This is a genomic window from Isoptericola luteus, from assembly GCF_020297055.1.
Taxonomy (GTDB): Bacteria; Actinomycetota; Actinomycetes; order Actinomycetales; family Cellulomonadaceae; genus Isoptericola; species Isoptericola luteus.
In genome coordinates, this window is sequence record NZ_JAIXCQ010000010.1 from 85,975 (window position 1) to 107,623 (window position 21,649).

A 21,649-nucleotide genomic window follows, 5' to 3' on the forward strand; every position below is an offset into this window, starting at 1 on the left:
TGTGAGCGCGCGTTTGGCCCACTTTCCGAGATGGAAGTGGGCCAAACGCGCGCTCACAACGGTCGGGGCGGAGAACGCAGTCGAGGTCAGGCGGCGCGGCGCAGGCGCAGGGAGTTGCCCACGACGATGACGGACGACGCGGCCATGGCCGCCCCGGCGATCATCGGGTTGAGCAGCCCCGCCGCGGCCAGCGGGATCGCGGCCACGTTGTAGGCGAACGCCCAGAACAGGTTCTGCTTGATCACCCGCAGCGTGCGCCGGGACAGCCGGACGGCGGCCGCCGCGGACCGCAGGTCGCCGCGCACCAGCGTGATGTCGCTCGCCTCGATGGCGACGTCCGTGCCGGTGCCCATGGCCAGGCCCAGGTCGGCGGTGGCGAGCGCCGCCGCGTCGTTCACGCCGTCGCCCACCATCGCGACGACGCGCCCCTCGCCCTGCAGGCGCCCCACGACGGCGGCCTTGTCCTGCGGGAGGACCCGGGCGATGACGGCGTCGTCGGCGATGCCCACCTCGCGGGCGGCGACGCGGGCTGCGCCCTCGCCGTCGCCGGTGAGGAGGACCGGGCGCAGGCCGAGGTCACGCAGCTCGCGCACCGCGGCGGCGGAGGTCGCCTTGACCGGGTCGCGCAGTACGACGATGCCTCGCGCGGCGCCGTCCCAGGCGACGACGACGGCGCTCGCGCCGGTCCGCTCGGCGTCGTCGAACGCTGCGGCGAGACCGCCGTCGAGCACGACACCCTGACCGGCCAGCCACGACGGCTGCCCGACCAGCACGCGCCGGGCGTTGAGCCCGCCGTCGGCGGCGAGCCCGGCGAGCCCCGAGTGGGCGCGCCGCACCACCGCCTCGACCCCGCCGCCCGGCGTGGCGCGGAAGTCGAACGCCTGGAGCGCGCCGATGCCGACGCCGTCGGCCCCGGTCGAGCTGTCAGGATCAGGTGCATCAGAACGTGCACGTGGTCCTGACAGCTCCGTGGCGGCGTCCGCGACGGCCGTGGCGATCGGGTGCTCGCTGAGCGCCTCGACGGCGCCGGCGTAGGCCAGCACCTCGCGCTCCGCCGCCCCGAGCGAGCTGTCAGGCCCAGGACCACCGGAACGTGCACGTGAACCTGACAACTCGGGGGAGGTGGGGGTGAGGACCCGCTCCACGCGCATGCGGCCCTGCGTGACGGTGCCGGTCTTGTCCAGCACGACGGTGTCGACACGGCGCGTGGACTCCAGGATCTGCGGGCCCTTGATGAGGATGCCGAGCTGCGCGCCCCGGCCGGTGCCGACCAGCAGGGCGGTGGGCGTGGCCAGGCCCAGGGCGCACGGGCACGCGATGATCAGCACCGCCACGGCGGCGGTGAACGCGAGCTGCAGGTCCGCGCCGGACAGCAGCCAGCCGGCGAGCGTGAGCACCGCCAGCCCCAGCACCACGGGCACGAACACGGCCGAGATCCGGTCCGCCAGCCGCGCCACGGGCGCCTTGCCGGTCTGCGCGCGGGCGACGAGTCGCCCGATCTGCGCGAGCGTCGTCTCCTCGCCGACCCGCGTCGTGCGGACCAGCAGGTGGCCCGACGTGTTCATCGTCGCCCCGGTCACGGCGTCGCCCGGCCCGACGTCCACCGGCACGGGCTCGCCCGTGAGCAGCGACGTGTCGAGCGCGCTCGCGCCCTCGACGACCTCGCCGTCCGTCGCGACCTTCTCGCCCGGGCGCACCACGAACACGTCGCCCACGCGCAGCTCCGCGACCGGCACGCGGTCGGTGAGCCGGGCGCCATCAGGCCCGACGGCGGGCGTGCCGTCGCCCGTGAGCCGCACCCGCTCGGCGTCCTTGGCGCCCAGCTCGAGCAGCGCGCGCAGGGCGTCGCCCGCACGCCGGCGCGAACGGTGCTCGGCGTACCGGCCGGCCAGCAGGAACGTCGTCACGACGGCGGCGACCTCGAAGTACAGCTCCGGTGCGCCGTCCGACGGCGAGGGCAGCAGCGACGGCCGCATCCGCATGCCGAGCTCGCCCGCGCCGCCGAGCAGCAGCGCCCACAGCGACCACAGTGTCGCGGCGACGACGCCGAGCGACACGAGCGTGTCCATCGTCGACGCCCCGTGGCGGGCCGCGCGTGCCGCCGCCGTGTGGAACGGCCACGCCCCCCACGTCACGACCGGCAGCGCGAACGCCGCCACGAGCCACTGCCAGCCCGTGAGCTGCAGCGCGGGGAGCATCGACAGCGCGACGACGGGGACGGTGAGCACGGCGGACACCACGAGCCGGCGGCGCAGGTCCGTGCCGCGCAGGTCCGTGTGGCGCAGGCCCTTGGCGTCGTCGGCCCGGTGAGCGGCGGGGGCGCCGGCACGGCCGTCGGCCACGTCGTGCGACGGCTCGGCCGCGACGGGACCGGCGCCGGCTGTGGACGTCGCTGTGGACGTCGCTGTGGACGGGCCTGTGGGTGCGGGCGAAGGCGCGGAGGGCTCGGGCGGCGCGACGTCGCGACGGGCGGTGACGTGCGCGGTGTACCCGGCCTTCTCGACGGCCTCGACGAGCGCGGCGTCGTCGACGTCGGCCGTGAGCTCGATGTGCGCGCTCTCCAGCGGCAGGTTCACGGTCGCGAGGACGCCGTCGACGCGGTTGAGGCGCTTCTCGACGCGGGCGACGCACGACGCGCACGTCATGCCGTCGATGGCGAGGTCGATCTCCGCGATCGGCAGGCCGGGGCCGTCAAGGGCCGTGGATGCGGTGGGGGTGCTCATCCGGGGTGACTCCCTGGTGCAGGTGCTGGGCGGAGGTCACCCGCGACGACCCGGGGTGGCGGGGTCGCGGTGGGGGCGCCGCGGTGGTGGACGGCGGCGCGGCGCGAGGAGCCGGACGTCGTGGGACGACGGGTCGGCCGGCTCCCCGCGGAAGGGGGCGGTCAGGCGCGCGGCGGGACCGACAGGTCGTACGTCTTGGTGGCAGGCTGCTCCGCGGTGCCGGACGCGCCGCCACCGCCGCAACCGCACGCGCAGCTGTGCGCCTCCTGGCGCGCGGGAGCCTGCGCCGCCTGCTGGGCGGCGAGGGCGTCGGCCTGGACGGAGACGGACGAGACCTCGTAGCCGGCCTCGTCGACGGCCTCGCGCAGCGCGGCCTCGTCCAGGGGCTCGTCGGAGAAGACGGCGACCTCGGACTCGCCGCCGACGTTCAGCTCGACGGTCACGTCCTCGACGCCGGCGACATCCTTGAGGTCCGACGTCACGTGCGCGACGCAGTTGGCGCACGTCATGCCGGTGACGCCCAGGGTGGTGACTGTGCTCATGAGTTCTCCTTGGCGGTGGTGGGTCTAGCTACGGACGAGGCGGCCGATGGCGTCGGCGGCCTCCTTGACCTTCGCGGCGCCCTCGGCCTCCGACGCGCGGGCGGCGTCGACGACGCAGTGGCCCAGGTGGTCCTCGACCAGGCCGATGGAGACGGCTTGCAGGGCCTTGGTCACCGCGGACACCTGGGTGAGGATGTCGATGCAGTACACGTCCTCGTCGATCATCCTCGCGATGCCGCGCACCTGTCCCTCGATGCGGCGCATGCGCTTGAGGTACGCCCCCTTGTCGGAGGCGTAGCCGTGCGGTCCGTCGTGCTGGTGTCCGACGGCGGGGGCGGTGGTCTCGGTCATGACGCCATCATACCCCTAGGGGGTACACGGTCAAGCGTGCGGGTCGCCGTCGCCCAGCCCTCCGTTGACCCGAAGGCTCTCGCGCAGGCGTCCGCCGCGTCGTCTGACCAGCCCGTCCGGGTACCAGATCAGCGTGTCACCTGTCCCGAGGACTCACGTCTGGTCGGCCCCGCGCTCGCGCCGCGCGCGGGGCACGCCGTACCGGTGCGTCGCCGGACCGCGCCTCGAGGCCATGCGGTAACATAAGCGCACGGTTACGCCGCTAGACATATGTTTATGGAAGGGAGGATCGAGTGAAACGCCACCGGTCGTACCTGCCGCAGACGCACGCCGCGCTGCGGGCCCTCGGTGGTGAGATCGCGATCGCTCGTCGTGAGCTCGGGTGGAGCGCTGCTGAGCTCGCCGACAGGCTCGGCTCGAGCCCTGGTCTCGTCGGGCGGATCGAACGCGGCGAGCCCGGGACGGCGGTCGGCACCGTGCTCGAGGCTGCCGTGCTGTGCGGCGTGCCGCTGTTCGGCGTCGAGGCGCGAGAGCTCGGGAGCGTGGCGTCGCGTGTGATCGACAAGCTCGCGCTGCTGCCCCAGCGGGTGCGACGTCACGACATCGAGGTGCCCGATGACTTCTGAGCCGCGCGCGCCGGAGCGGGTGTACGTCTGGGTGTGGCTGCGCGGCCAGTCGGAGCCCGTGGTTGCGGGCGCCCTCCAGGACTCGCACGCGGTTCTCGAGGGGCAGTCGGTGCTCGTGTTCCGGTACGCCGCCAGCTACCGGCGCCGCCCGGAGGCGGTCTCCCTGTTCACCCCCGAGCTGCCGGTGTCTGACCAGGTGCTGGATCCGCGAGACCGGCCGGGCCGTGTTCCGCTCCCGGTCGCGGGGGTGCTCAGAGACGCAGCGCCGGACGCGTGGGGCCGGAGGGTCATCAACGCTCGGCTCGGAGCCGAGGAACGGGACCTGAGCGAGCTGACGTACATGCTCTCGTCCGGGTCGAACCGGATCGGCGCGATCGACTTTCAGCCAGCGCCGGACGAGTACATCGCCCGTGACCAGGATGCGACGCTCGAGGAGCTGCTCGAGCTGGTCGACCTGATCGAGCGGGGTGAGCCGGTTCCAGCCTCGCTCGCCGCGGCTGCGCAGCACGGTACCTCCATCGGAGGGGCACGACCGAAGGCGCTCCTGCAGGACGGCGACCGGCAGCTCGTGGCGAAGTTCTCGTCGTCGACGGACACCCGACCGGCGGTGCAGGCGGAAGCCGTGGCGATGCTCCTTGCGCGGAGGGCCGGCATCAACGTCCCGGACGTCGAGGTGACGCGGGCCGCGGGCCACGAAGTCCTGCTGCTCGACCGGTTCGACCGTGTCGCGAAGCCAGCGGGAGAGGGGACGGCACGATTCGAGCGCCGCCAGATGATCACGATGCTGACGGTGCTGGGCCTGCGCGAGATGAGCTCCTACCAGGCGACGTACGCGCAGCTGGCGGACGCCGTACGCACCGGGCCGTGGACCGACGTCCGAGGGACGCTCACGGAGCTGTACACGCGGCTGGTGTTCAACGTCCTCGTCGGGAACAACGACGACCACCTGCGCAACCACAGCGCGTTCTGGGACGGGCACAGGCTGTCCCTGACGCCCGCCTACGACCTAGCACCTCAGATGCGGTCCACCCGGACGTCTTCACAGGCGATCGGCATCACGCGCGACGGCCGACGCAGCTCGCAGCTGCGCCTGTGCACGATGGTCGCCAGCGACTTCCAGCTGTCGGAGGCGGCCGCGGGCGAGATCGTCGACCGGGTGCGCGGGGCGATCGACGAGCACTGGGACGACGCGTGCGACCAGGCACGGCTGACCGCGGCCCAGCGCCAGTCGCTGATGGGGCGGGAGTTCCTGAACCCCTACGTGTTCTACGACGAGGCATAGCGGGTCGAGACCCGGCGTGGGGTCGTCCACGCCGACCGTGCGCCGCCCGAGCGGTCAGGCGCGCGCCCGCGCGGCGGCCTTCGCCCCCGCAGGGAGCGCGTCGAGGATGCGCGAGACCGCGTCGTCGTCGTGCGCCGCGGAGACGAACCACGCCTCGAAGACCGACGGCGGCAGGTTGACGCCCTCGTCGAGCAGCGCGTGGAACAGCGCGCGGTAGCGGAATGCCTCCTGGGCCTGCGCCTGCGCGTAGTCGCGCACGCCGTGCTCGGCCGCGGCGGGCCCGAAGAACGCGGAGAACAGCGAGCCGGCGCGCTGCACGCGGTGCGGCACCCCCTCCGCGTCGAGCGCGGCCCCCAGGGCGGTGGCCAGGGTGTCGGCGACGGCGTCCACCCGGTCGTAGACGGCGTCGTCAGCCAGCCGCAGCGTGGTCAGCCCGGCGGCGACGGCCACCGGGTTCCCGGACAGCGTGCCCGCCTGGTACACCGGCCCGGTCGGGGCGAGCTGGTCCATGATCGCCGCCGGGCCGCCGAGACCCGCCACGGGCATCCCGCCGCCCACGACCTTGCCGAACGTCAGCAGGTCGGGGTCGTAGCCCTCGCCTCCGGCCGCGTGGATCGCGGCGTTCTCCAGGCCCCACCAGCCGGACGGGCCGACGCGGAAGCCGGTGAGCACCTCGTCCATGACGAACAGGGCGCCGTGCTCGCGGGTGATGCGGCGCAGGCCCTCGTTGAACCCCTCGGCGGGCGGCACCACGCCCATGTTGGCGGGGCTCGCCTCGGTGATGACGGCCGCGATGCGGGGGCCGTGCTCCGCGAACGCGGCCTCGACGGCCGCGAGGTCGTTGTACGGGAGCACAAGCGTCTCCGCGGCGGACGCCTCGGTCACGCCCGCGGTGCCCGGCATGGCGAGGGTCGCGACGCCGGACCCGGCCTCGGCCAGCAGCGCGTCGACGTGCCCGTGGTAGCAGCCCGCGAACTTCACGACCAGCGGGCGCCCGGTGACGCCGCGCGCCAGGCGCACCGCCGTCATCGTCGCCTCGGTGCCGGTGGACACCAGCCGCACGCGCTCGGCGAGCGGCACCCGGCGGCGGATCTCCTCCGCGAGCTCGACCTCGCCCTCGGTCGGGGCGCCGAACGACAGTCCCCGGGCCGCGGCCTCCTGCACCGCGGCGACCACGGCCGGGTGCGCGTGCCCCAGCAGCGCCGGCCCCCACGAGCAGACGAGGTCCACGTACTCGCGGCCCGCGACGTCGGTGACGTAGGCGCCGCGCGCGGACGCGAGGAACCGTGGGTCGCCGCCCACGGAGCCGTACGCCCGCACGGGCGAGTTCACGCCCCCGGGGATGACGGCCTGCGCGCGCGCGAACGCCGCGCCGTTGTCGTGGGAGCTGCCGCCGGTCGGGGTCGTGCCGTTCACTTGATCCACTCCGCGATCTCGAGGGCCCAGTAGGTGAGGATGATGTCGGCGCCGGCGCGCTTGATGCCGAGCACCGACTCCAGGACGGACGCCTTGCGGTCGATCCAGCCGTTCGCCGCCGCGGCCTCGATCATCGCGTACTCGCCCGACACCTGGTACGCCGCGACGGGCACGTCGGACCGGTCCGCGACGCCGCGCAGCACGTCCAGGTACGACCCGGCGGGCTTGACCATCACCATGTCGGCGCCCTCGGCGAGGTCGAGGTCCGCCTCGCGCAGCCCCTCGCGGGCGTTGGCGGCGTCCATCTGGTAGGTCCGGCGGTCGCCCTGCAGGGCGGAGTCCACGGCCTCGCGGAAGGGGCCGTAGAACGGGCTCGCGTACTTGGCGCTGTAGGCGAGGACGCTCACGTGCTCGAAACCCGCGTCGTCCAGCGCGTCGCGAATCACGGCCACCTGGCCGTCCATCATGCCCGACGGCGCGACGACGTCCGCGCCCGCCTTCGCCTGCGCCACGGCCATGGCGGCGTAGCGCTCGAGGGTGGCGTCGTTGTCCACGACCTGCTCGCCGTCGGGACCGGTGACCAGCACGCCGCAGTGGCCGTGGTCGGTGAACTCGTCCAGGCAGGTGTCGGCCATGACGACGGGCCCGGGGCGTCCGGCGGTGCCGGGCGCGGCCTCCGCCTCGACGGCGGCGACGGCCTCGCGGGCGGTCCGGATCGCGCGCTGCAGGATGCCGTCGGGCGCCTCGGCGGCCGAGCCGGTCGCGTCGCGCACGGCGGGGATGCCGAACAGCATGACGCCGCCCAGCCCGGCGCGGGCGGCGTCGGCGACGGCGTCGCGCAGCGTGGCCTCGGTGTGCTGCACCTGCCCGGGCATGCTCGTGATCGGCACGGGGGCGTCGATGCCCTCCTTGACGAAGAGCGGCAGCACCAGGTCCGCCGGGTGCAGACGGTGCTCGGCGACGAGGCGGCGCAGGCGCGGCGTGGCGCGCAGGCGGCGCGGCCGGTAGACGATGCCCGAGGTGCTCACGGGTGCTCCTTGCTGGTGGTGGGCGCTGAGGCTGACGTGGGTGGGAGGGCTGGGGAGGTCGCCGCTGGGAGGGCTGGGGAGGTCGCCGCTGGGAGGGCTGGGGAGGTCGCCGCCGGGAGGGCGGTGGCGACGGCGGCGGCGAGGCCGTCGTCGGTGGGGGTGGCGGCGACGGCGGCCACGGTGAGACCGGCCTCGCGTGCCGCGGCGGCCGACGGGCCGCCGATCGCGACGACGGGCGTGCCGGTGCCGACCTGGCGTGCGACCTCGCGCGCCGCGGAGCCGGACGCGACGACGACGAGGTCGAAGCCGCCGTCCGTGGCGCGCCGGGCGACGTCAGGGGCCAGCTCGTGGCGCACGGTGCGGTAGGCGGTCACGACGTTGGGCGCCCAGCCGGCGGCGGAGAGGCCGCGGGCGAGGGTCGGCGAGGCGAGGTCCCCCAGGGGCAGCAGCACGCGGTGCGGCGCCGCGGGCCCGGGCGGGGGGAACGCCGCGACGAGGCCCGCAGCGGTGGCGTCGTCGTCGGCGGGCAGCAGGTCGACGCGCACGCCGACGTCCTCGAGCGCCGAGCGGGTCGCGGGCCCGACGGCGGCCCAGCGGGTGGCGGCCCGCGCGAGGTCCACCCCGGCGCGGCGGGCGGCGTCGTGCAGGGCGCCGACGGCGTTGACGCTGGTCACGACCACCCAGCGGTACTCGCCGCCGGCGACGGCACGGGCTGCGGCGTCGAGCGGGGCGTGGTCGTCGGCGGGGGCCCGCTCGATGACGGGCGCGGCGACGGCGTCGACGCCGGACGCCCGCAGGCGCGCGACCAGCGCCGCCGCGCGCCCGGCGGACCGCGCCACCCACACCGCCGTCACGAAGGCTCCGGCGCGCCGCCGACGAGCGGCGCGAGCCGCGCGGCTCCCTCGGCGAGCAGGGCCTCCGCCACGCGCACGCCGAGCGCGAGGGCAGCGGCGTCCTGGGCGGCGTGGTCGTCGGGCACCAGGTCCGTGGCGGCGTCGTGCCGGAGCTGCTCGGTGCCGTCCACCCGGGCGACCACGGCCGCGAGCTGCAGCTCCCCGGCGTCGACCCGGGCGAGCGCGCCGATCGGGGCGGCGCAGCCGGCCTCGAGCCGCGCCAGCACCGCCCGCTCGGCGAGGACGGCCAGGCGTGTCGGGCGGTGGTCCAGCGCGGCGAACGCGTCGGCGAGGACGGTGCCGGGCGCCAGGTCCGCCGTGCGCGCCTCGACGGCGAGCGCGCCCTGCCCGGGGGCGGGGGCGACGACGATCGGGTCCAGCACCTCGCTGACGACCGCCGTCCGCTCCAGGCGGGCCAGGCCCGCGTAGGCGAGGACGACCGCGTCGAGGTCGGCGTCCGGGCCGAGCGCGCGGGCCAGCCGCGTCTCGACGTTGCCGCGGATGTCGACGACCTCCGCGTCCGGCCGCGCGGCCCGCAGCTGCGCCGCGCGCCGGGGCGAGCCGGTGCCGATCCGGGCCCCTCGCGGCAGGGTCTCGAGCGTCAGCCCGTCGCGGGCGCACAGCGCATCGCGGGGGTCCTCGCGCTCGGGCGTGACGACGGTCAGGTCGTCGGGCTGCGTGGTCGGCAGGTCCTTGAGGGAGTGCACGGCGACGTCGCAGCGGCCCTGGAGCAGCGCCTCGCGCAGCGCGGTGACGAACACGCCCGTGCCGCCGAGCGACGCGAGCGAGCCGGTCTTGACGTCGCCCTCGGTGCGCACGCGCACGAGCTCGACCTCGCGGCCGAGCAGCTCGGTCAGCCGCCGGGCGACGTGCCCCGACTGGGTGGTGGCGAGCGCGCTGCCTCGGGTGCCGAGGCGCAGCGGTGCGGTTCCGGACGACGTGGGGGTGCTCACCCGTCCAGTGTCGCGCAGTCGCCGCGCCGGTGGGCAACCCACCGGCCGGCAGAGGCCGATCTCACACCACGCCGACGGGGCACCGTCAGAGGGCCGCGACCGTGGACTGCGCGTGGGTGACGATGGCGGCCAGGCCGGTGCCCGCCACCCACCCGCCGGTGACGGCGAGCCCCGGCGTGTGCCCGACGGCGGCGGCGAAGCTCGCCACCTGTGCGCGGTACGCCGGGGTGGGCGGGGGCAGGGAGCCGTCCCAGCGCTGCAGCAGGTGGTCGCGGACGCGACCGGTGAGGTCCACACCGAGCAGCGCGGACGCGTCACGTGCCGCCTCGTCGGCGGTGGGCGGCGTCGTCGGCGACCCGATCCGCCCGTACGACAGCCGCACCACGTGCACCCCGGGCCCGGCGACGGCGCGCACGCGGTCGGCCAGCCACGGCCACTTCGCCGTGGAGTGCGTCAGGGCCTTGGCCCGCAGGCCGGAACCCTCACCCGCCGGGGCTACGAGCAGCCCCGAGCCGCGGGGGGCGTCGTCGAGCTCGGGCGCGTCCGCCAGCAGCGTGACCAACCAGATGTCGGCGCCCTGCTCCGGCCGCGGCGCCGCGACGTCGACCCAGGGCTCGACCAGCGGTGCGACGTCGGGCGTCGCGACGATCAGCCGCGGGGCGCGCACGACGTCGCCTACCGCGGTCCGCACGTACCAGTCGCCGCCGGCGCCCGCGGCGGGGTCGCGCGCGACGTCGACCACCCGCTGCCCCACGCGCACCGCCGCGTGGATGGGGCCGGTCTGGTCCGAGGTGGGGGAGTCCGCGAACTCCTCGGCGCTCGCGGCGACCTCGCCGGTGAGGGCCTCGACCAGCGCGTGGATCCCGCCGCGGATGCCGCGGACGGCGGACCCGGCGGGCGCGGCGGCGCGCAGCTCGGCCACCGCCCGGGACAGCGAGCCTGTGCGCGCGTACGCCTCGAGCAGGCCCGGGGCGACGGACGCGACGTCGAGCCGGTCCAGGGGCGCGGAGTGGACGCCGGTCGCGACCGGTGCGACGAGGCGCTCGGCCACGCGGCCGCCAAGCCGCGAGCGCACGAGCGTGCCGAGGTCGGTGGTGTCGCCGACGACCCGGGGGAGCACCCGGTCGAGCGCCGCGCGCGCGACGCCGGTCCAGCCGATCGCCCGGCGCACGTCCGAGGCCCACGGCACGGACGGGATGCCGAGCACGCCGGCCGCGGGCAGCGGGAACGCGTCGCCGTCCGCGTAGCCCCACGCGGACAGGTCGGCGGGGGCCACGACGTCGAGCCCCAGCTCGTCGGCGAGGTCGGTCACCGCGGTGCCGCGCACGGCGAACGACTCGGCGCCGAGGTCGAGGCGCAGCCGGGGCAGCGTCGGGAGCACGCCGCCGCGGACGGGCCCGCCCACGCGGTCGGACGCCTCGAGCACCACCACCTGCAGCCCGCGGCGCACCAGCGTGCGCGCGGCGACCAGCCCGCCGACCCCGCCGCCCACGACGACGGCGTGGACGCGCTCCGGGGGCCGCGCGTCGGCGAAGGGCTCGCCGGGGGTCGCCGGCCCGGGCGTCACAGCGAGTGCACCAGCTCGACGACGCGGGTGAGCACGGTGGGATCGGTGTCGGGCGGGACGCCGTGGCCGAGGTTGACGACGTGGCCGGGCGCCCCCGCGCCGCGCGCGACGACGTCGCGGACGTGCGCCTCGAGCACGGGCCAGGGGGCGCCGAGCAGCGCCGGGTCGACGTTGCCCTGCAACGGCATCCGGCCGACGGCGGCCGCGGCCTCGTCCAGGGGGGTGCGGTAGTCGACGCCCACGGTCGGGTGGGTGATCCCGGCGTTCGTGAGCACGTTGCGCATGGCGGGCAGCAGGTGCGCCGTCCCGGTGCCGAAGTGGATGCCCGGCACGCCGGTGTCGCTGCCCGGCACGCGCAGGTCGGCCACGTGGGTCAGCGCCCGCATCGACGACGGCGCCACGTGCGCCTGGTAGTCCGCGAGCGACAGCGACCCGGCCCAGGAGTCGAAGAGCTGCACCGCGGACGCCCCGGCCAGCACCTGCGCGCGCAGGAACGCCCCGGTGAGGTCCGCGGTCCAGGCGGTGAGCCGCGCCCACGTCTCGGGGTCGGCGTGCATGAGGGTGCGCGCGGCGAGGTGGTCGCGCGACGGGCGGCCCTCCACCAGGTAGGCGGCGAGGGTGAAGGGCGCGCCGCCGAACCCGATGAGCGGCGTCGTCGACCCCTCCGGCGAGTTGTCAGGCTCACGTGCACCAGAAGGTGCGCGAGCGCCTGACAGCTCGTCGAGGCCTGCCACGGTGCGGCGCACAGCGTCCGTGATCGGCGCGAGCGCCTCCTCGGTGAGCCCCCGCTCGACCAGCCGCGCGACGTCGTCGGCCGTGCGGTACGGGCGGTCCATGACCGGCCCCACACCGGCCTTGATGTCCACGTCCACCCCGGCCAGGCGCAGCGGCACGACGATGTCGCTGAAGAAGATCGCCGCGTCCACACGGTGGCGCCGCACGGGCTGGAGGGTGATTTCCGCCGCCAGGTGTGGCATGAGGCACGACTCGATCATCCCTACCCCTTGACGGACCTCGCGGTACTCCGGCAGCGAACGGCCGGCCTGCCGCATGAACCAGACGGGGGTCGTGGCCGGGCGATCGCCCCGCAGCGCACGCACGAGCGGGGAGGTCGACGTCCGGCCGTCGACCAGCGGGTGGTCGGCGGGCAGGTGGACCGGGGCGGTGGCCGCAAGCGTGGGGGATGTCACGGTCAACGATTCTGCCCCCAGCCTTCCCCTCTCTTAAAGTTGGAGCACTGTGGCTCTCCTCTCTCTCACCGCATCCCACCGCGAGCTGGACCTCGACGCCCTCGAGCGCCTGTCCACCGGCTCGGCGTCCGTGGGCAGCGCCGTCGTCGGCGGGTGCGAGCCCGTGCGGGGCGCCGTGGTGATCTCCACGTGCAACCGGTTCGAGCTGTACCTGGACGTCGAGGCGCCCCTGGACGGCACCGGCGTCCGGCACGCGACCGGGCACGTCGCCGAGCTCGTGGCCGCCGCCTCCGGGGTCTCACCGCGCGTCGCGGCCGCGTCGTTCACCGTGCGCACCGGCACCGAGGTGACCGAGCACCTGTTCTCCGTCGCCTCCGGGCTGGACTCGATGGTGGTGGGCGAGCGGGAGATCGCCGGCCAGGTCAAGCGCTCCCTCGCAGAGGCGCGCACCGACCGGACCACGTCCAAGACCCTCGAGCTGCTGTTCCAGACCGCGTCGCGGACCTCCAAGCAGGTGGGCACCCGCACGGCGCTCGGCGCCGCGGGCCGCTCCGTCGTCTCGCTCGGCCTGGACCTGGCGGAGCGCGACCTCGCCGCGCCGCCGTGGCACGACACGACCGTCGTCCTCATCGGGACCGGCTCGTACGCCGGGGCGTCCGTCGCGGCGCTGCGGTCGCGCGGCTGCACCGACGTGCGCGTCTACTCGCAGTCCGGCCGCGCCGAGGCGTTCGCCGCGTCGCACGACGTCGAGGCCGCCGCCGACCTCGTGACCGCGCTGGCCGACGCCGACCTCGTGGTGTCCTGCTCCGGCGCGCGCGGCCGGGGCCGGGCCGCGGCCGGCAGCGACGTGCAGCCCGAGGCGTCGCTGGAGTACGTGCTCGACGCCGCCGCGGTGGTGCGCTCGCGCGAGCGCGCGGCGGCGACGGCGGGCGACCCCTCCACGGGCTCGGGGCGGCGGGAGCCGGAGCGGCCGCTGGTCGTGCTCGACCTGGCGCTGCACCGCGACGTCGACCCGCGGGTCGCCGACGTCGAGGGCGTGCTGCTCTACGACCTGGGCACCCTCAAGGCGAACGCCCCGGCGGCCGCGAGCGGCGTCGTCACGGCCGCGCGGCAGATCGTGGCCGACGCGGTCGAGGCCTTCGAGGAGAGCCGGCTGGGCCGTGCCGCGGACGCCGCGGTCGTGGCCCTGCTCGACGAGGCCGAGGTGCGGGTCCGCGCGGAGATCGACGCCGCGACCGCGCAGCTGACGGCCGAGCTCGAGTCGCGGGGCGAGGAGGTCGACGAGTCCGACCTCGACGCCATCGCGCGCGACGTGCGGCGGCGCGTGCACTCCGCGCTGCATGAGCGGATCGTGGCGGTGCGGGCGCAGGCGCTCGCCCGTGCCCGCGCTCACGAGGCGGCCGTCGTCGCGGGCGCGGAGGCCCTCACCTGCGGCGCCGGGGAACCCTCCGCGCGCTGACGTCCCGGCGCGGGGCCGTGACCTGGCCGAGCCGGTCGGAACGTCCGGTTCGGCGGTCGTATCCGCGCATCAGCCGCTTTCGCCGCGCGGACCGTGCTTTCCCGCACTAGCGTGCGAATCGCGGCGATCCGGTCAGCGTCTCGCGTCTCAGGGGCCGGGTGCCCGCCGCGATCCGACGCAACGGAAGGGCGCCACCGAGATGGACAGCTTCTGGGATTACATCTGGTACCTCGTCTGGATCTTCCTCTTCATCGCCTACCTCATGGTGCTGTTCCAGATCCTCACGGACCTGTTCCGGGACAGGGAGCTCTCGGGCTGGTGGAAGGCGGTGTGGGTGATCTTCCTGATCTTCCTGCCGATGCTGACGGCCCTGGTCTACCTCATCGCCCGCGGCCGCGGGATGGCGGAACGACAGGTCTCCGCGGTGAGGTCGGCGAAGGCGGACACCGAGGCGTACATCCAGTCGGTGGCGCAGCAGGCCTCGCCCGCCGACCAGATCGCCTCGGCCAAGGGACTCCTGGACTCGGGTGCGATCACCCCGGAGGAGTTCGAGCGGCTCAAGTCCAAGGCCCTGGCGTGACGGGGCGCCGGCGCTGACCGGAGGTTCATGACCCGGGCCGACGACGGCGCCCTCCCCCGCGGGGGAGGGCGCCGTCCTCACCTGCCCACGTACGCTCGGCACCGACCCACGGAGGCACGATGCGGCTCGGCGTGATCGACATCGGTTCCAACACGGTGCACCTGCTCGTCATGGACGCCCGGCCGGGTGCCCGCCCCGTCCCCCAGGCGTCGGTCAAGACGACCGTGCGCCTCATGCGGTACCTCCAGCCCGACGGCTCCGTGTCCGACGAGGGGGTGGCCGCGCTCGACGCGGCGGTGCGGACGGCGGCGTCGGCGGGTCGGGAGCACGCCACCGACGAGACGATGGCCCTGGCGACGTCGGCGCTGCGGGAGGCGACGAACGGGCCGGAGGTCCTCGCGACCCTGTCCGAGCGGGCGGGGGTGCCGATCGAGGTGCTCTCCGGCACGGACGAGGCGCGGCTGACGTTCCTGGCCGCCCGGCGCTGGTACGGCTGGGGTGCGGGCCGGCTGCTCGTGCTCGACATCGGCGGTGGGTCGCTGGAGATCTGCTCCGGGGTGGACGAGGAGCCCGACCTCGCGCTGTCCCTGCCGTGGGGCGCCGGCCGGGCGACGGTGGAGCACCTGCCCGACGACCCGCCCGGGCCCGAGCGGGTCGAGGCCCTGCGCGGGCTCTTGCGCGCGGCGCTGGAGCCCGTGGCGCGACAGCTTGCGGCGCTCCCGTCGCCGGACCACGTCGTCGCGACGTCGAAGACGTTCCGTTCGCTCGCACGCCTGGCCGGGTCGCGCGTCGACACCGTCGGTCCGGGCGACTCCTGGCGGCTGCGGCGCCGCGACCTCGCGGACTGGGTGCCGCGGCTGGCGAAGATCCCTGCCGAGGGCCGCACCGCCCTGCCCGGCATCACCCCGGAGCGGACCTTCCAGATCGTCGCCGGCGGCGTCGTCGCCACCGAGACGATGCGTGCGCTCGGCGTGGACGAGGTCGAGATCTGCCCGTGGGCGCTGCGCGAGGGCGCCATCCTGCAGCGCCTCGACCACCTCTGACGCGCCCCGACGTCGCCCTGTCCGGCGCGCAGGATGGGCATGGTCACCAGGTGGCGTGGTCGGTGCCCCACGGGTGGGCTGGGGCGCGGTGGTCGTCGGCGCCCGGCAGGGCGGGGAGCGCCGTCGTGACGCGCGGCCGGTGCCCGTGGCTGCTGGTGGCGTCCGACGCCGGCCGGCGGGCGGGCGGGTGCGCACGGTCGCGCTCGCCGACGTCGAGCAGCCACGCGCCCGTGCGCGCGAGCGCCGCGCTCACCTCGCGGCCCAGCCCGTCGCGTTCCCGGGCGGCGAGGGCGTCGACGACGGCGGCGGCGAGCAGGTAGCCGGTGGCGTGGTCCAGGGCCTGGGCGGGCAGCGCCCCCGGGGCGGCGCCGTCTTGCGACTCGACCAGGGCGATGCCCGACGCCGCCTGGACGATCGAGTCGAAACCCCGACGGTGCGCCAACGGACCGTCGTCGCCCCAGGCGCTCACCCGTGCGTGCACGGCCCCGGGCGGGACCCGCAGCCCGAACCGGTCCAGCGCGCCCGGCCGGTAGCCGGTGACGAGCACGTCCGCCTCGTCGAGCAGCGCCTGGGCGCGCTCGTGGTCGCCCGGCTCGTGCAGGTCGAGCAGCGCGCTCCGCTTGCCCTGCCCGGTGTCGAGGTGCTGCCAGCGGATCTCGGCGGGCACCGGCGGGTCCACCCGGAGCACGTCGGCACCCAGCTGGGCCAGGGCCCGCGTGGCCACCGGGCCGGCGACGACGCGCGTGAGGTCCAGGACGCGGACCCCGGCGAGCACCGCGCCCGGGTCGGCCCCGACGCTCCGCGGCCTGCCGGTACGCGGCCTGCCGGTACGCGGCCTGCCGGTACGCGGGCTCCCGGCGCCCGGTGCCCCGGCGGCGACCCCGTCCTCGCGCGCGACGACCCGCACCAGCGGCGCACCGCGCAGGGCGGCGGCCGGCGCGGACGCGCGCCACTCCTGCTCGTCGCGCACCCGCACGACGACGGCGCCCGCCGCGGCGGCGTCGTCCTCGAGCCGGGCACCGGGCACCTGCGCGACGCGTGCAGCGACGTCGTCCCGGCCGGCGCCGTCGGTCAGACCGAGCAGGTGCAGCAGCCGTGCCCGGTGGTGCGGGTAGTTCGCGTGCGTGCGGACCCAGCCGTCGGCAGCGGGGAAGAACCCCGACAGCGAGGCGAACCCCTCCACGGCCCGGCCGTCCAGGAGCAGCAGCCGGTCGGAGCCGAACGCCGCGGCCACCCGCGCCGGGTCGGGTCCCCGGGTCGTCAGCGGGCCGGTGGCGCCGGCACGGCCGGCGGCGGCGCACAGGGCCGCCACGGAGCCGAGCGCGAGGTCGAGCACGGGCAGGGTCGCCGCGAGCCAGGCGTCGCGCACGCCGTCGGGCGGGGGCGGGGTCGAGGGATGCGTCACGACGTCGCCGAGGCCCGCCTCGTAGTCCGACACCAGGGTGCGCCACGGGTCCATCGTCCGACGCTACGCCCGTGCGCCGCCGACGTGACGATCTCTTCGTCTCCCGGCCGGGGAAGCGAAGAGTTCCTGACGTCACCGGGCGTGCACGCGCGTGCCATCATGACGCTCGTGACCGTCGTGACGTTCGACGTCGGGAAGACCGGCTGCCGCGGTGCGCTCTGGCGCGACGGCGCACGCGTCCACGAGGCCGACGGGCCGGGCCCGTCCGGGCTCGCCGACGACGGCGGCGCGCAGGCGGCGGTGCGTTGCCTGGCGGCCGTCTGGCAGGACCTGGCCGCCGCCCCGGGCGGCGCGGGGACGCCGGACGTGGTCGTCGCCGGTCTCGCGGGCCTGCTCAGCGCGCCGGACCGCGCCGACGAGGTCCGCGCGGGACTGGCCGCCGGGCTCCCGGGGGCGCGCGTCGTGGTCACGAGCGACGCCGTGACGTCCCACGCGGGCGCGCTCTCCGGGCAGCCCGGCGTGGTGCTCGCCGCGGGGACGGGCGTGAGCGCGGTCGGCCTGGGGGCCGACGGCGTGCTGCACCTCGTGGACGGCTGGGGCTACCTGCTCGGGGACGCGGGGAGCGGGTACGCGATCGGGCGCGCCGGCCTGGACGCCGCGCTGCGCCAGGACGACGGGCGGTCCGCGGAGGGCGGCTCCGCGGACCTGCACGCCAGGCTCACCGCGCGCTGGGGAGACGCGCGCGGGGTGCCCCGGCTCGTGCACGGCGCCGACAACCCCGCGCGGGTCGTGGCGTCGTTCGCCCGGGACGTGTTCGACGGCGCCCGGTCGGGCGACGCCGTCGCGCTCGGGATCTGCGGGCGGGCCGCGCAGGACCTGGCGCCTCCGTCGCGGTGGCGGCGCGCCGCGCCGGCCTCGGCGCCGCCCCGTCCGTCGCGGTCACCGGTGGGCTCTTCGGGGCCGGACCGGTGCTGACCGACCTGTTCGACCGTGCGCTGGGCGCCCGCCTGCCGGGTGCGGTCCGGCAGGAGCCGGACGGCGACGCGCTCGCGGGCGGGCATCTCCTGGCGACCCGGCCGGACCTGCCGCACCTGGCGGCCGGCCCGCCCGGCCCGCCCGGCCCGGGGTCGTCGGCGGCGCAGGTGGCTCCCGGGGCACCGGGGACGCCGGGGTGATCGTCGTCGGGCTGATGACGGGTACGTCGGCGGACGGGCTCGACGTCGCGGTCGTCGACCTCACGCTGCGCGGCTGGTCGGCGGGTGGCCCCGCAACGGGCGGCCGGTCGGCGGGCGACCCCGCAACGGGCGGCGGGCCCGAGGGCGGGGACGAGCTCGTGCTGCGGCTCCTCGACCACCGCGAGCTGGCGTTCCCGGCGGACCTGACGCGGGACCTGCTGCGACTGCTCGAGCCCCACGACGTGCCGCTCGCACTGGTCAGCGGGGTCGACGCGCGCCTGGGCCGGTTCTGCGCCGACGCGGTCGCGCACGTCCTGGAGCAGACGGGCGCGCCCGCGGAGCTCGTCGTCTCGCACGGCCAGACGGTGCGGCACGACGTCGACGGCGGCCGGGTCACGGGCACGCTGCAGCTGGGCCAGCCGGCGTGGATCGCGGAACGCACGGGCGTCCCGGTGCTGTCGGACGTGCGCTCGCGGGACGTGGCCGCGGGCGGCCAGGGTGCGCCGCTGGTGGGGATCCTCGACCACCTGCTCCTGGCCGGCGTCACCGAGACGACGGCGGCCCTCAACCTGGGCGGCATCGCGAACCTCACGGTGGTGGGGCCGGGTCGCGGCACGGTCGCCTACGACACCGGCCCGGCCAACGCCCTGATCGACGTCATGGCGCGGCGGATCACGGGCGGCGCGCAGCACTACGACACGGGTGGGGCGCTCGCGGCCCGTGGACGGGTGCTGCCCGGCCTGCTCGACGCCCTGCTGGCCGAGCCGTACTACGCGCGGCCGGCGCCCAGGTCGACCGGCAAGGAGCTGTTCTCCGGGGCGTACCTCGACGCGCACCTCGCCGCCTATGCGGCCGCGGGCGCTGCGGGCGCCACGGCTGCGGGGGCTGCGACCGTGGAGGCGGACCCGCACGACGTCGTCGCCACGCTCGTGGCGCTCACGGCACGGACGGTGGCCGACCAGTGCCGTGCGCAGGACGTGCGGTCGGTGCTGGCGTCGGGGGGCGGCACCCGCAACCCCGAGCTCATGGCGGCGCTGCGGCGCGAGCTGGGCGACGTGCCGCTCGGGACGACGGACCGGATCGGCCTGCCGGAGGGCGCCAAGGAGGCGTGCCTCATGGCGCTGGTCGGGTGGCTCACCTGGCACGGGCTCCCGGCGACGCTGCCCGGCGTCACGGGCGCCGACCACCCCACGGTGGCCGGCCGGATCACGCCGGGGGCTGGCCCGCTGCGGCTCGCGTCGCCGCTCGACGCGCTCCCGTCCGCGCTGCGCGTGGAGGTCTGACGCCGGTCCCGCCCGCGGGGCGAGGTGGACCGCCGCGCGGTCCCGCGAACGGCTAGGATCCACGCCATGGCCAAGACTTCTCCGTCCGACGTCGTGCTGCGCCCGTTCGAGGGTCTCCCCGGGGAGGCGGACTGGGTCGCGCTGCGTGAGATCGTGCCGTCGGCGACGGCGACCGCTCGCACCACGGCTGACCAGGGGGCACGTGACGTCGTGGTCACGACGGTGCTGCCCGGGGGCTGGGGCGCACTGCACCGCCAGGACGGCACGGTGCTGCTCGCCCTGCAGGGCGCGTCGGGGTCCGACGACCTGAGCCGTGACCTCGCGGCGCTGCTGCTCGCGGCGATCGAGGCCGAGCCGGGCACGGGGGTGTTCGCGGACGAGGTCGAGGTCGGCGAGGCGCGTCTGCAGGACGTGCTCGACCTCGAGGTGCCGTTCGAGGTCACCGTGCACGACGGTTACAACTACTGGCTCGACGCGGACGCCGAGACCACCGACGAGATCCGTGAGTCGCTCGACGAGGCGGCGGAGTCGACGATCCCGACGGTCAAGCTGGCCGCGGCCCCGTCGGTGTACTGGTGCCGGATGTCCAAGGAGTTCGTGCGCTGGGCGCGCACGGAGGACGAGGACCGCGTGGTCGACGGGATCGCCCGCCTGCAGGCCCGCCGCGAGGCAGGGCTCGCGGACGGCAAGTTCCTCGGCATGTTCCGCGCGTGCGGCCTGGTGGTGCCCGTGTGGGAGCTGCCCCGCGGCACGGAGGCGTCCGACATCGAGGAGCCCGTGGCCGTCCTCGCGGCGCGTCTGGACGAGGCGATCGCGCTCGACGCCCCGCTCGACGCGAACGAGCGCCGCGCCCGGGCGGGCATCGTCTCGCGGCAGGTGACGCTGCGCTGATCCGCTCGACGGTGGTCTCTGCGGCGCTGTGCCGGTGGCGACCCCGAGATCTTCACTCTTCATCCCGAGCGACACCGTTTCTTGACCAGACGCGGAGACGACTACGGAGTACAGTCGTTCGGGGAAAACCCCGCACATGCGAAGGCCGAGGATTGGGCCAAGAATCGCTGGCGGTACACACGTCATGAGGGCAACGGGCAGGGAGTCGTGAACACGGACCAGGGCGCCATCTCCATGGGTGCTGAAACGACGTCCGGCAACGGGGACGGCGCTGGCGCGGGGGTGGCACCGCGGACAGGTGCGCTCCCGGTGGCCAAGACGCCGCGACCGCCGGTCGGGCACAACCGTCGCAACCCGCAGCGGGTGGCGGTGATCATCCCCGCCAAGGACGAGGCCGACCGCATCGCGTCGACGGTCCGGGCCGCGCGCGCCATCCCGCACGTGGACCTGGTGCTCGTGGTCGACGACGGCTCCACGGACGAGACCCAGCACGTGGCCCGCGACGCCGGTGCCGTCGTCGTGCGGCACTCGCACAACCGCGGCAAGGCGGCCGCGATGGAGACCGGCGCGGCGGTGGTCGCGATGCGCGACGCCGACGGCCGCGCCCCGCGTCTCCTGCTCTTCATCGACGGCGACCTCGGCGACAGCGCCGTGAACACGGCGCCGCTCGTGGGGCCGGTCCGCGAGGGCGTCGCGGACGTCGCCATCGCGCTGCTGCCGCCCCAGCCCGGGGCCGGCGGGCGCGGCATCGTGGTGGGCACCGCCCGGCGTGCGATCCAGCACCTCACCGGGTGGTCGCCGACGCAGCCGCTGTCCGGGATGCGCTGCCTCACCCGTGAGGCGTTCGAGGCGGCCACGCCGCTCGCGCACGGCTGGGGCGTCGAGACGGGCATGACCATCGACCTCCTGCGCCGCGGGTACGTCGCCGTCGAGGTGCCGTGCGACCTGCGGCACCGGGCGTCGTCGAACGACCTCAAGGGCCAGGTGCACCGCGCCACCCAGTACCGCGACGTGCTCCTGGCGGTCAACGCGCGTCGTCTGCGCGGCACCGTCGACGCGGTGCGCGGCATGGGCAAGGACCGCGCCTCCCACTAGGCCGCCGGAGCGCCCGGAGCGGGCTCCCACCAGGCCTCCTACCAGGCCTCCTACCAGGCCTCCCACCAGGCCTCCCACCAGGCCTCCCACCGGGCCTCCTGCCACGGCCGCCGTCGCGGACGGGTGCCCACGTCGACATCCTCCGCG

The 21,649-nt window shown here is 76.1% G+C and carries 20 protein-coding genes; 10 read left to right on the forward strand and 10 right to left on the reverse strand.

From position 1 onward, the window contains the following. Positions 1-86 precede the first annotated feature (86 nt). The 3 genes from LEP48_RS14250 to LEP48_RS14260 all read right to left on the reverse strand — a co-directional run bounded on the left by LEP48_RS14250 (position 87) and on the right by LEP48_RS14260 (position 3,616). On the reverse strand, positions 87-2,723 hold the full coding sequence (locus LEP48_RS14250) for a heavy metal translocating P-type ATPase (RefSeq protein WP_225566263.1): 2,637 nt from the start codon (positions 2,721-2,723) through the stop codon (positions 87-89). A gap of 161 nt (positions 2,724-2,884) precedes the next feature. Beyond that, entirely contained in the window at positions 2,885-3,265 is a 381-nt protein-coding gene (locus LEP48_RS14255; RefSeq protein ID WP_225566264.1) for a heavy-metal-associated domain-containing protein, read from the reverse strand. A 24-nt stretch (positions 3,266-3,289) separates the two neighbouring features. Next, positions 3,290-3,616, reverse strand: coding sequence for a metal-sensitive transcriptional regulator (locus LEP48_RS14260; protein WP_225566265.1), 327 nt, complete (start codon positions 3,614-3,616; stop codon positions 3,290-3,292). Positions 3,617-3,909: 293 nt separating this feature from the next. Here LEP48_RS14260 and LEP48_RS14265 point away from each other — a divergent pair, with 293 nt between their 5' ends. Together LEP48_RS14265 and LEP48_RS14270 are read left to right on the forward strand one after the other, a co-directional pair. Next, positions 3,910-4,242: a helix-turn-helix transcriptional regulator gene (locus LEP48_RS14265; protein WP_225566266.1), complete on the forward strand. Its 333-nt coding sequence runs from the start codon at positions 3,910-3,912 to the stop codon at positions 4,240-4,242. Next, on the forward strand, positions 4,232-5,524 hold the full coding sequence (locus LEP48_RS14270) for a type II toxin-antitoxin system HipA family toxin (RefSeq protein ID WP_225566267.1): 1,293 nt from the start codon (positions 4,232-4,234) through the stop codon (positions 5,522-5,524). Before LEP48_RS14265 ends, LEP48_RS14270 begins: the two co-directional genes overlap by 11 nt. A 54-nt stretch (positions 5,525-5,578) precedes the next feature. Here the strand turns inward: LEP48_RS14270 and hemL are convergent, their stop codons facing one another. From hemL to LEP48_RS14300, 6 genes are all read right to left on the reverse strand, one after another. Further along, entirely contained in the window at positions 5,579-6,949 is a 1,371-nt protein-coding gene (hemL, locus tag LEP48_RS14275) for a glutamate-1-semialdehyde 2,1-aminomutase (protein ID WP_422723843.1), read from the reverse strand. Further along, on the reverse strand, positions 6,937-7,968 hold the full coding sequence (hemB, locus tag LEP48_RS14280; protein WP_225566269.1) for a porphobilinogen synthase: 1,032 nt from the start codon (positions 7,966-7,968) through the stop codon (positions 6,937-6,939). Before hemB ends, hemL begins: the two co-directional genes overlap by 13 nt. After that, positions 7,965-8,822, reverse strand: coding sequence for a uroporphyrinogen-III synthase (locus LEP48_RS14285; protein ID WP_225566270.1), 858 nt, complete (start codon positions 8,820-8,822; stop codon positions 7,965-7,967). Before LEP48_RS14285 ends, hemB begins: the two co-directional genes overlap by 4 nt. Then, positions 8,819-9,814 (reverse strand): hydroxymethylbilane synthase, encoded by a 996-nt coding sequence (gene hemC, locus LEP48_RS14290; protein WP_225566271.1) that lies wholly within the window; start codon positions 9,812-9,814, stop codon positions 8,819-8,821. The genes LEP48_RS14285 and hemC overlap by 4 nt, the downstream gene beginning before the upstream one ends. Positions 9,815-9,899: 85 nt before the next feature. Next, the gene (locus LEP48_RS14295; RefSeq protein ID WP_225566272.1) at positions 9,900-11,381 is read right to left on the reverse strand and encodes a protoporphyrinogen/coproporphyrinogen oxidase; all 1,482 of its coding nucleotides are present in this window, start codon (positions 11,379-11,381) and stop codon (positions 9,900-9,902) included. Continuing rightward, on the reverse strand, positions 11,378-12,571 hold the full coding sequence (locus LEP48_RS14300) for a uroporphyrinogen decarboxylase (protein WP_225566273.1): 1,194 nt from the start codon (positions 12,569-12,571) through the stop codon (positions 11,378-11,380). Before LEP48_RS14300 ends, LEP48_RS14295 begins: the two co-directional genes overlap by 4 nt. Before the next feature lie 49 nt (positions 12,572-12,620). Here LEP48_RS14300 and LEP48_RS14305 point away from each other — a divergent pair, with 49 nt between their 5' ends. The 3 genes from LEP48_RS14305 (at position 12,621) to LEP48_RS14315 (ending at position 15,653) form a co-directional block, all read left to right on the forward strand. Beyond that, positions 12,621-14,030 (forward strand): glutamyl-tRNA reductase, encoded by a 1,410-nt coding sequence (locus tag LEP48_RS14305; protein WP_225566274.1) that lies wholly within the window; start codon positions 12,621-12,623, stop codon positions 14,028-14,030. A 199-nt stretch (positions 14,031-14,229) separates the two neighbouring features. Further along, positions 14,230-14,610, forward strand: coding sequence for an SHOCT domain-containing protein (locus LEP48_RS14310; RefSeq protein ID WP_225566275.1), 381 nt, complete (start codon positions 14,230-14,232; stop codon positions 14,608-14,610). Positions 14,611-14,729: 119 nt separating this feature from the next. Beyond that, the gene (locus tag LEP48_RS14315; protein WP_225566276.1) at positions 14,730-15,653 is read left to right on the forward strand and encodes a Ppx/GppA phosphatase family protein; all 924 of its coding nucleotides are present in this window, start codon (positions 14,730-14,732) and stop codon (positions 15,651-15,653) included. 43 nt (positions 15,654-15,696) lie between these two features. Here LEP48_RS14315 and LEP48_RS14320 read toward each other — a convergent pair whose 3' ends face one another. Beyond that, the gene (locus tag LEP48_RS14320; RefSeq protein ID WP_225566277.1) at positions 15,697-17,112 is read right to left on the reverse strand and encodes a CoA transferase; all 1,416 of its coding nucleotides are present in this window, start codon (positions 17,110-17,112) and stop codon (positions 15,697-15,699) included. A gap of 105 nt (positions 17,113-17,217) precedes the next feature. On the opposite strand from LEP48_RS14320, the gene LEP48_RS14325 reads away from it, so the two are divergent. The 5 genes from LEP48_RS14325 to LEP48_RS14345 all read left to right on the forward strand — a co-directional run bounded on the left by LEP48_RS14325 (position 17,218) and on the right by LEP48_RS14345 (position 21,502). Next, entirely contained in the window at positions 17,218-18,033 is an 816-nt protein-coding gene (locus LEP48_RS14325; protein ID WP_225566278.1) for an N-acetylglucosamine kinase, read from the forward strand. After that, positions 18,027-18,233: a hypothetical protein gene (locus LEP48_RS14330; protein ID WP_225566279.1), complete on the forward strand. Its 207-nt coding sequence runs from the start codon at positions 18,027-18,029 to the stop codon at positions 18,231-18,233. The genes LEP48_RS14325 and LEP48_RS14330 overlap by 7 nt, the downstream gene beginning before the upstream one ends. 14 nt (positions 18,234-18,247) lie before the next feature. Further along, positions 18,248-19,516: an anhydro-N-acetylmuramic acid kinase gene (locus tag LEP48_RS14335; protein ID WP_225566280.1), complete on the forward strand. Its 1,269-nt coding sequence runs from the start codon at positions 18,248-18,250 to the stop codon at positions 19,514-19,516. A gap of 66 nt (positions 19,517-19,582) precedes the next feature. Then, complete coding sequence (locus tag LEP48_RS14340) at positions 19,583-20,407, forward strand: DUF5926 family protein (protein WP_225566281.1); 825 nt, start codon at positions 19,583-19,585, stop codon at positions 20,405-20,407. Between the two features lie 207 nt (positions 20,408-20,614). After that, the gene (locus LEP48_RS14345; protein WP_225566282.1) at positions 20,615-21,502 is read left to right on the forward strand and encodes a glycosyltransferase family 2 protein; all 888 of its coding nucleotides are present in this window, start codon (positions 20,615-20,617) and stop codon (positions 21,500-21,502) included. Positions 21,503-21,649: the final 147 nt, after the last annotated feature.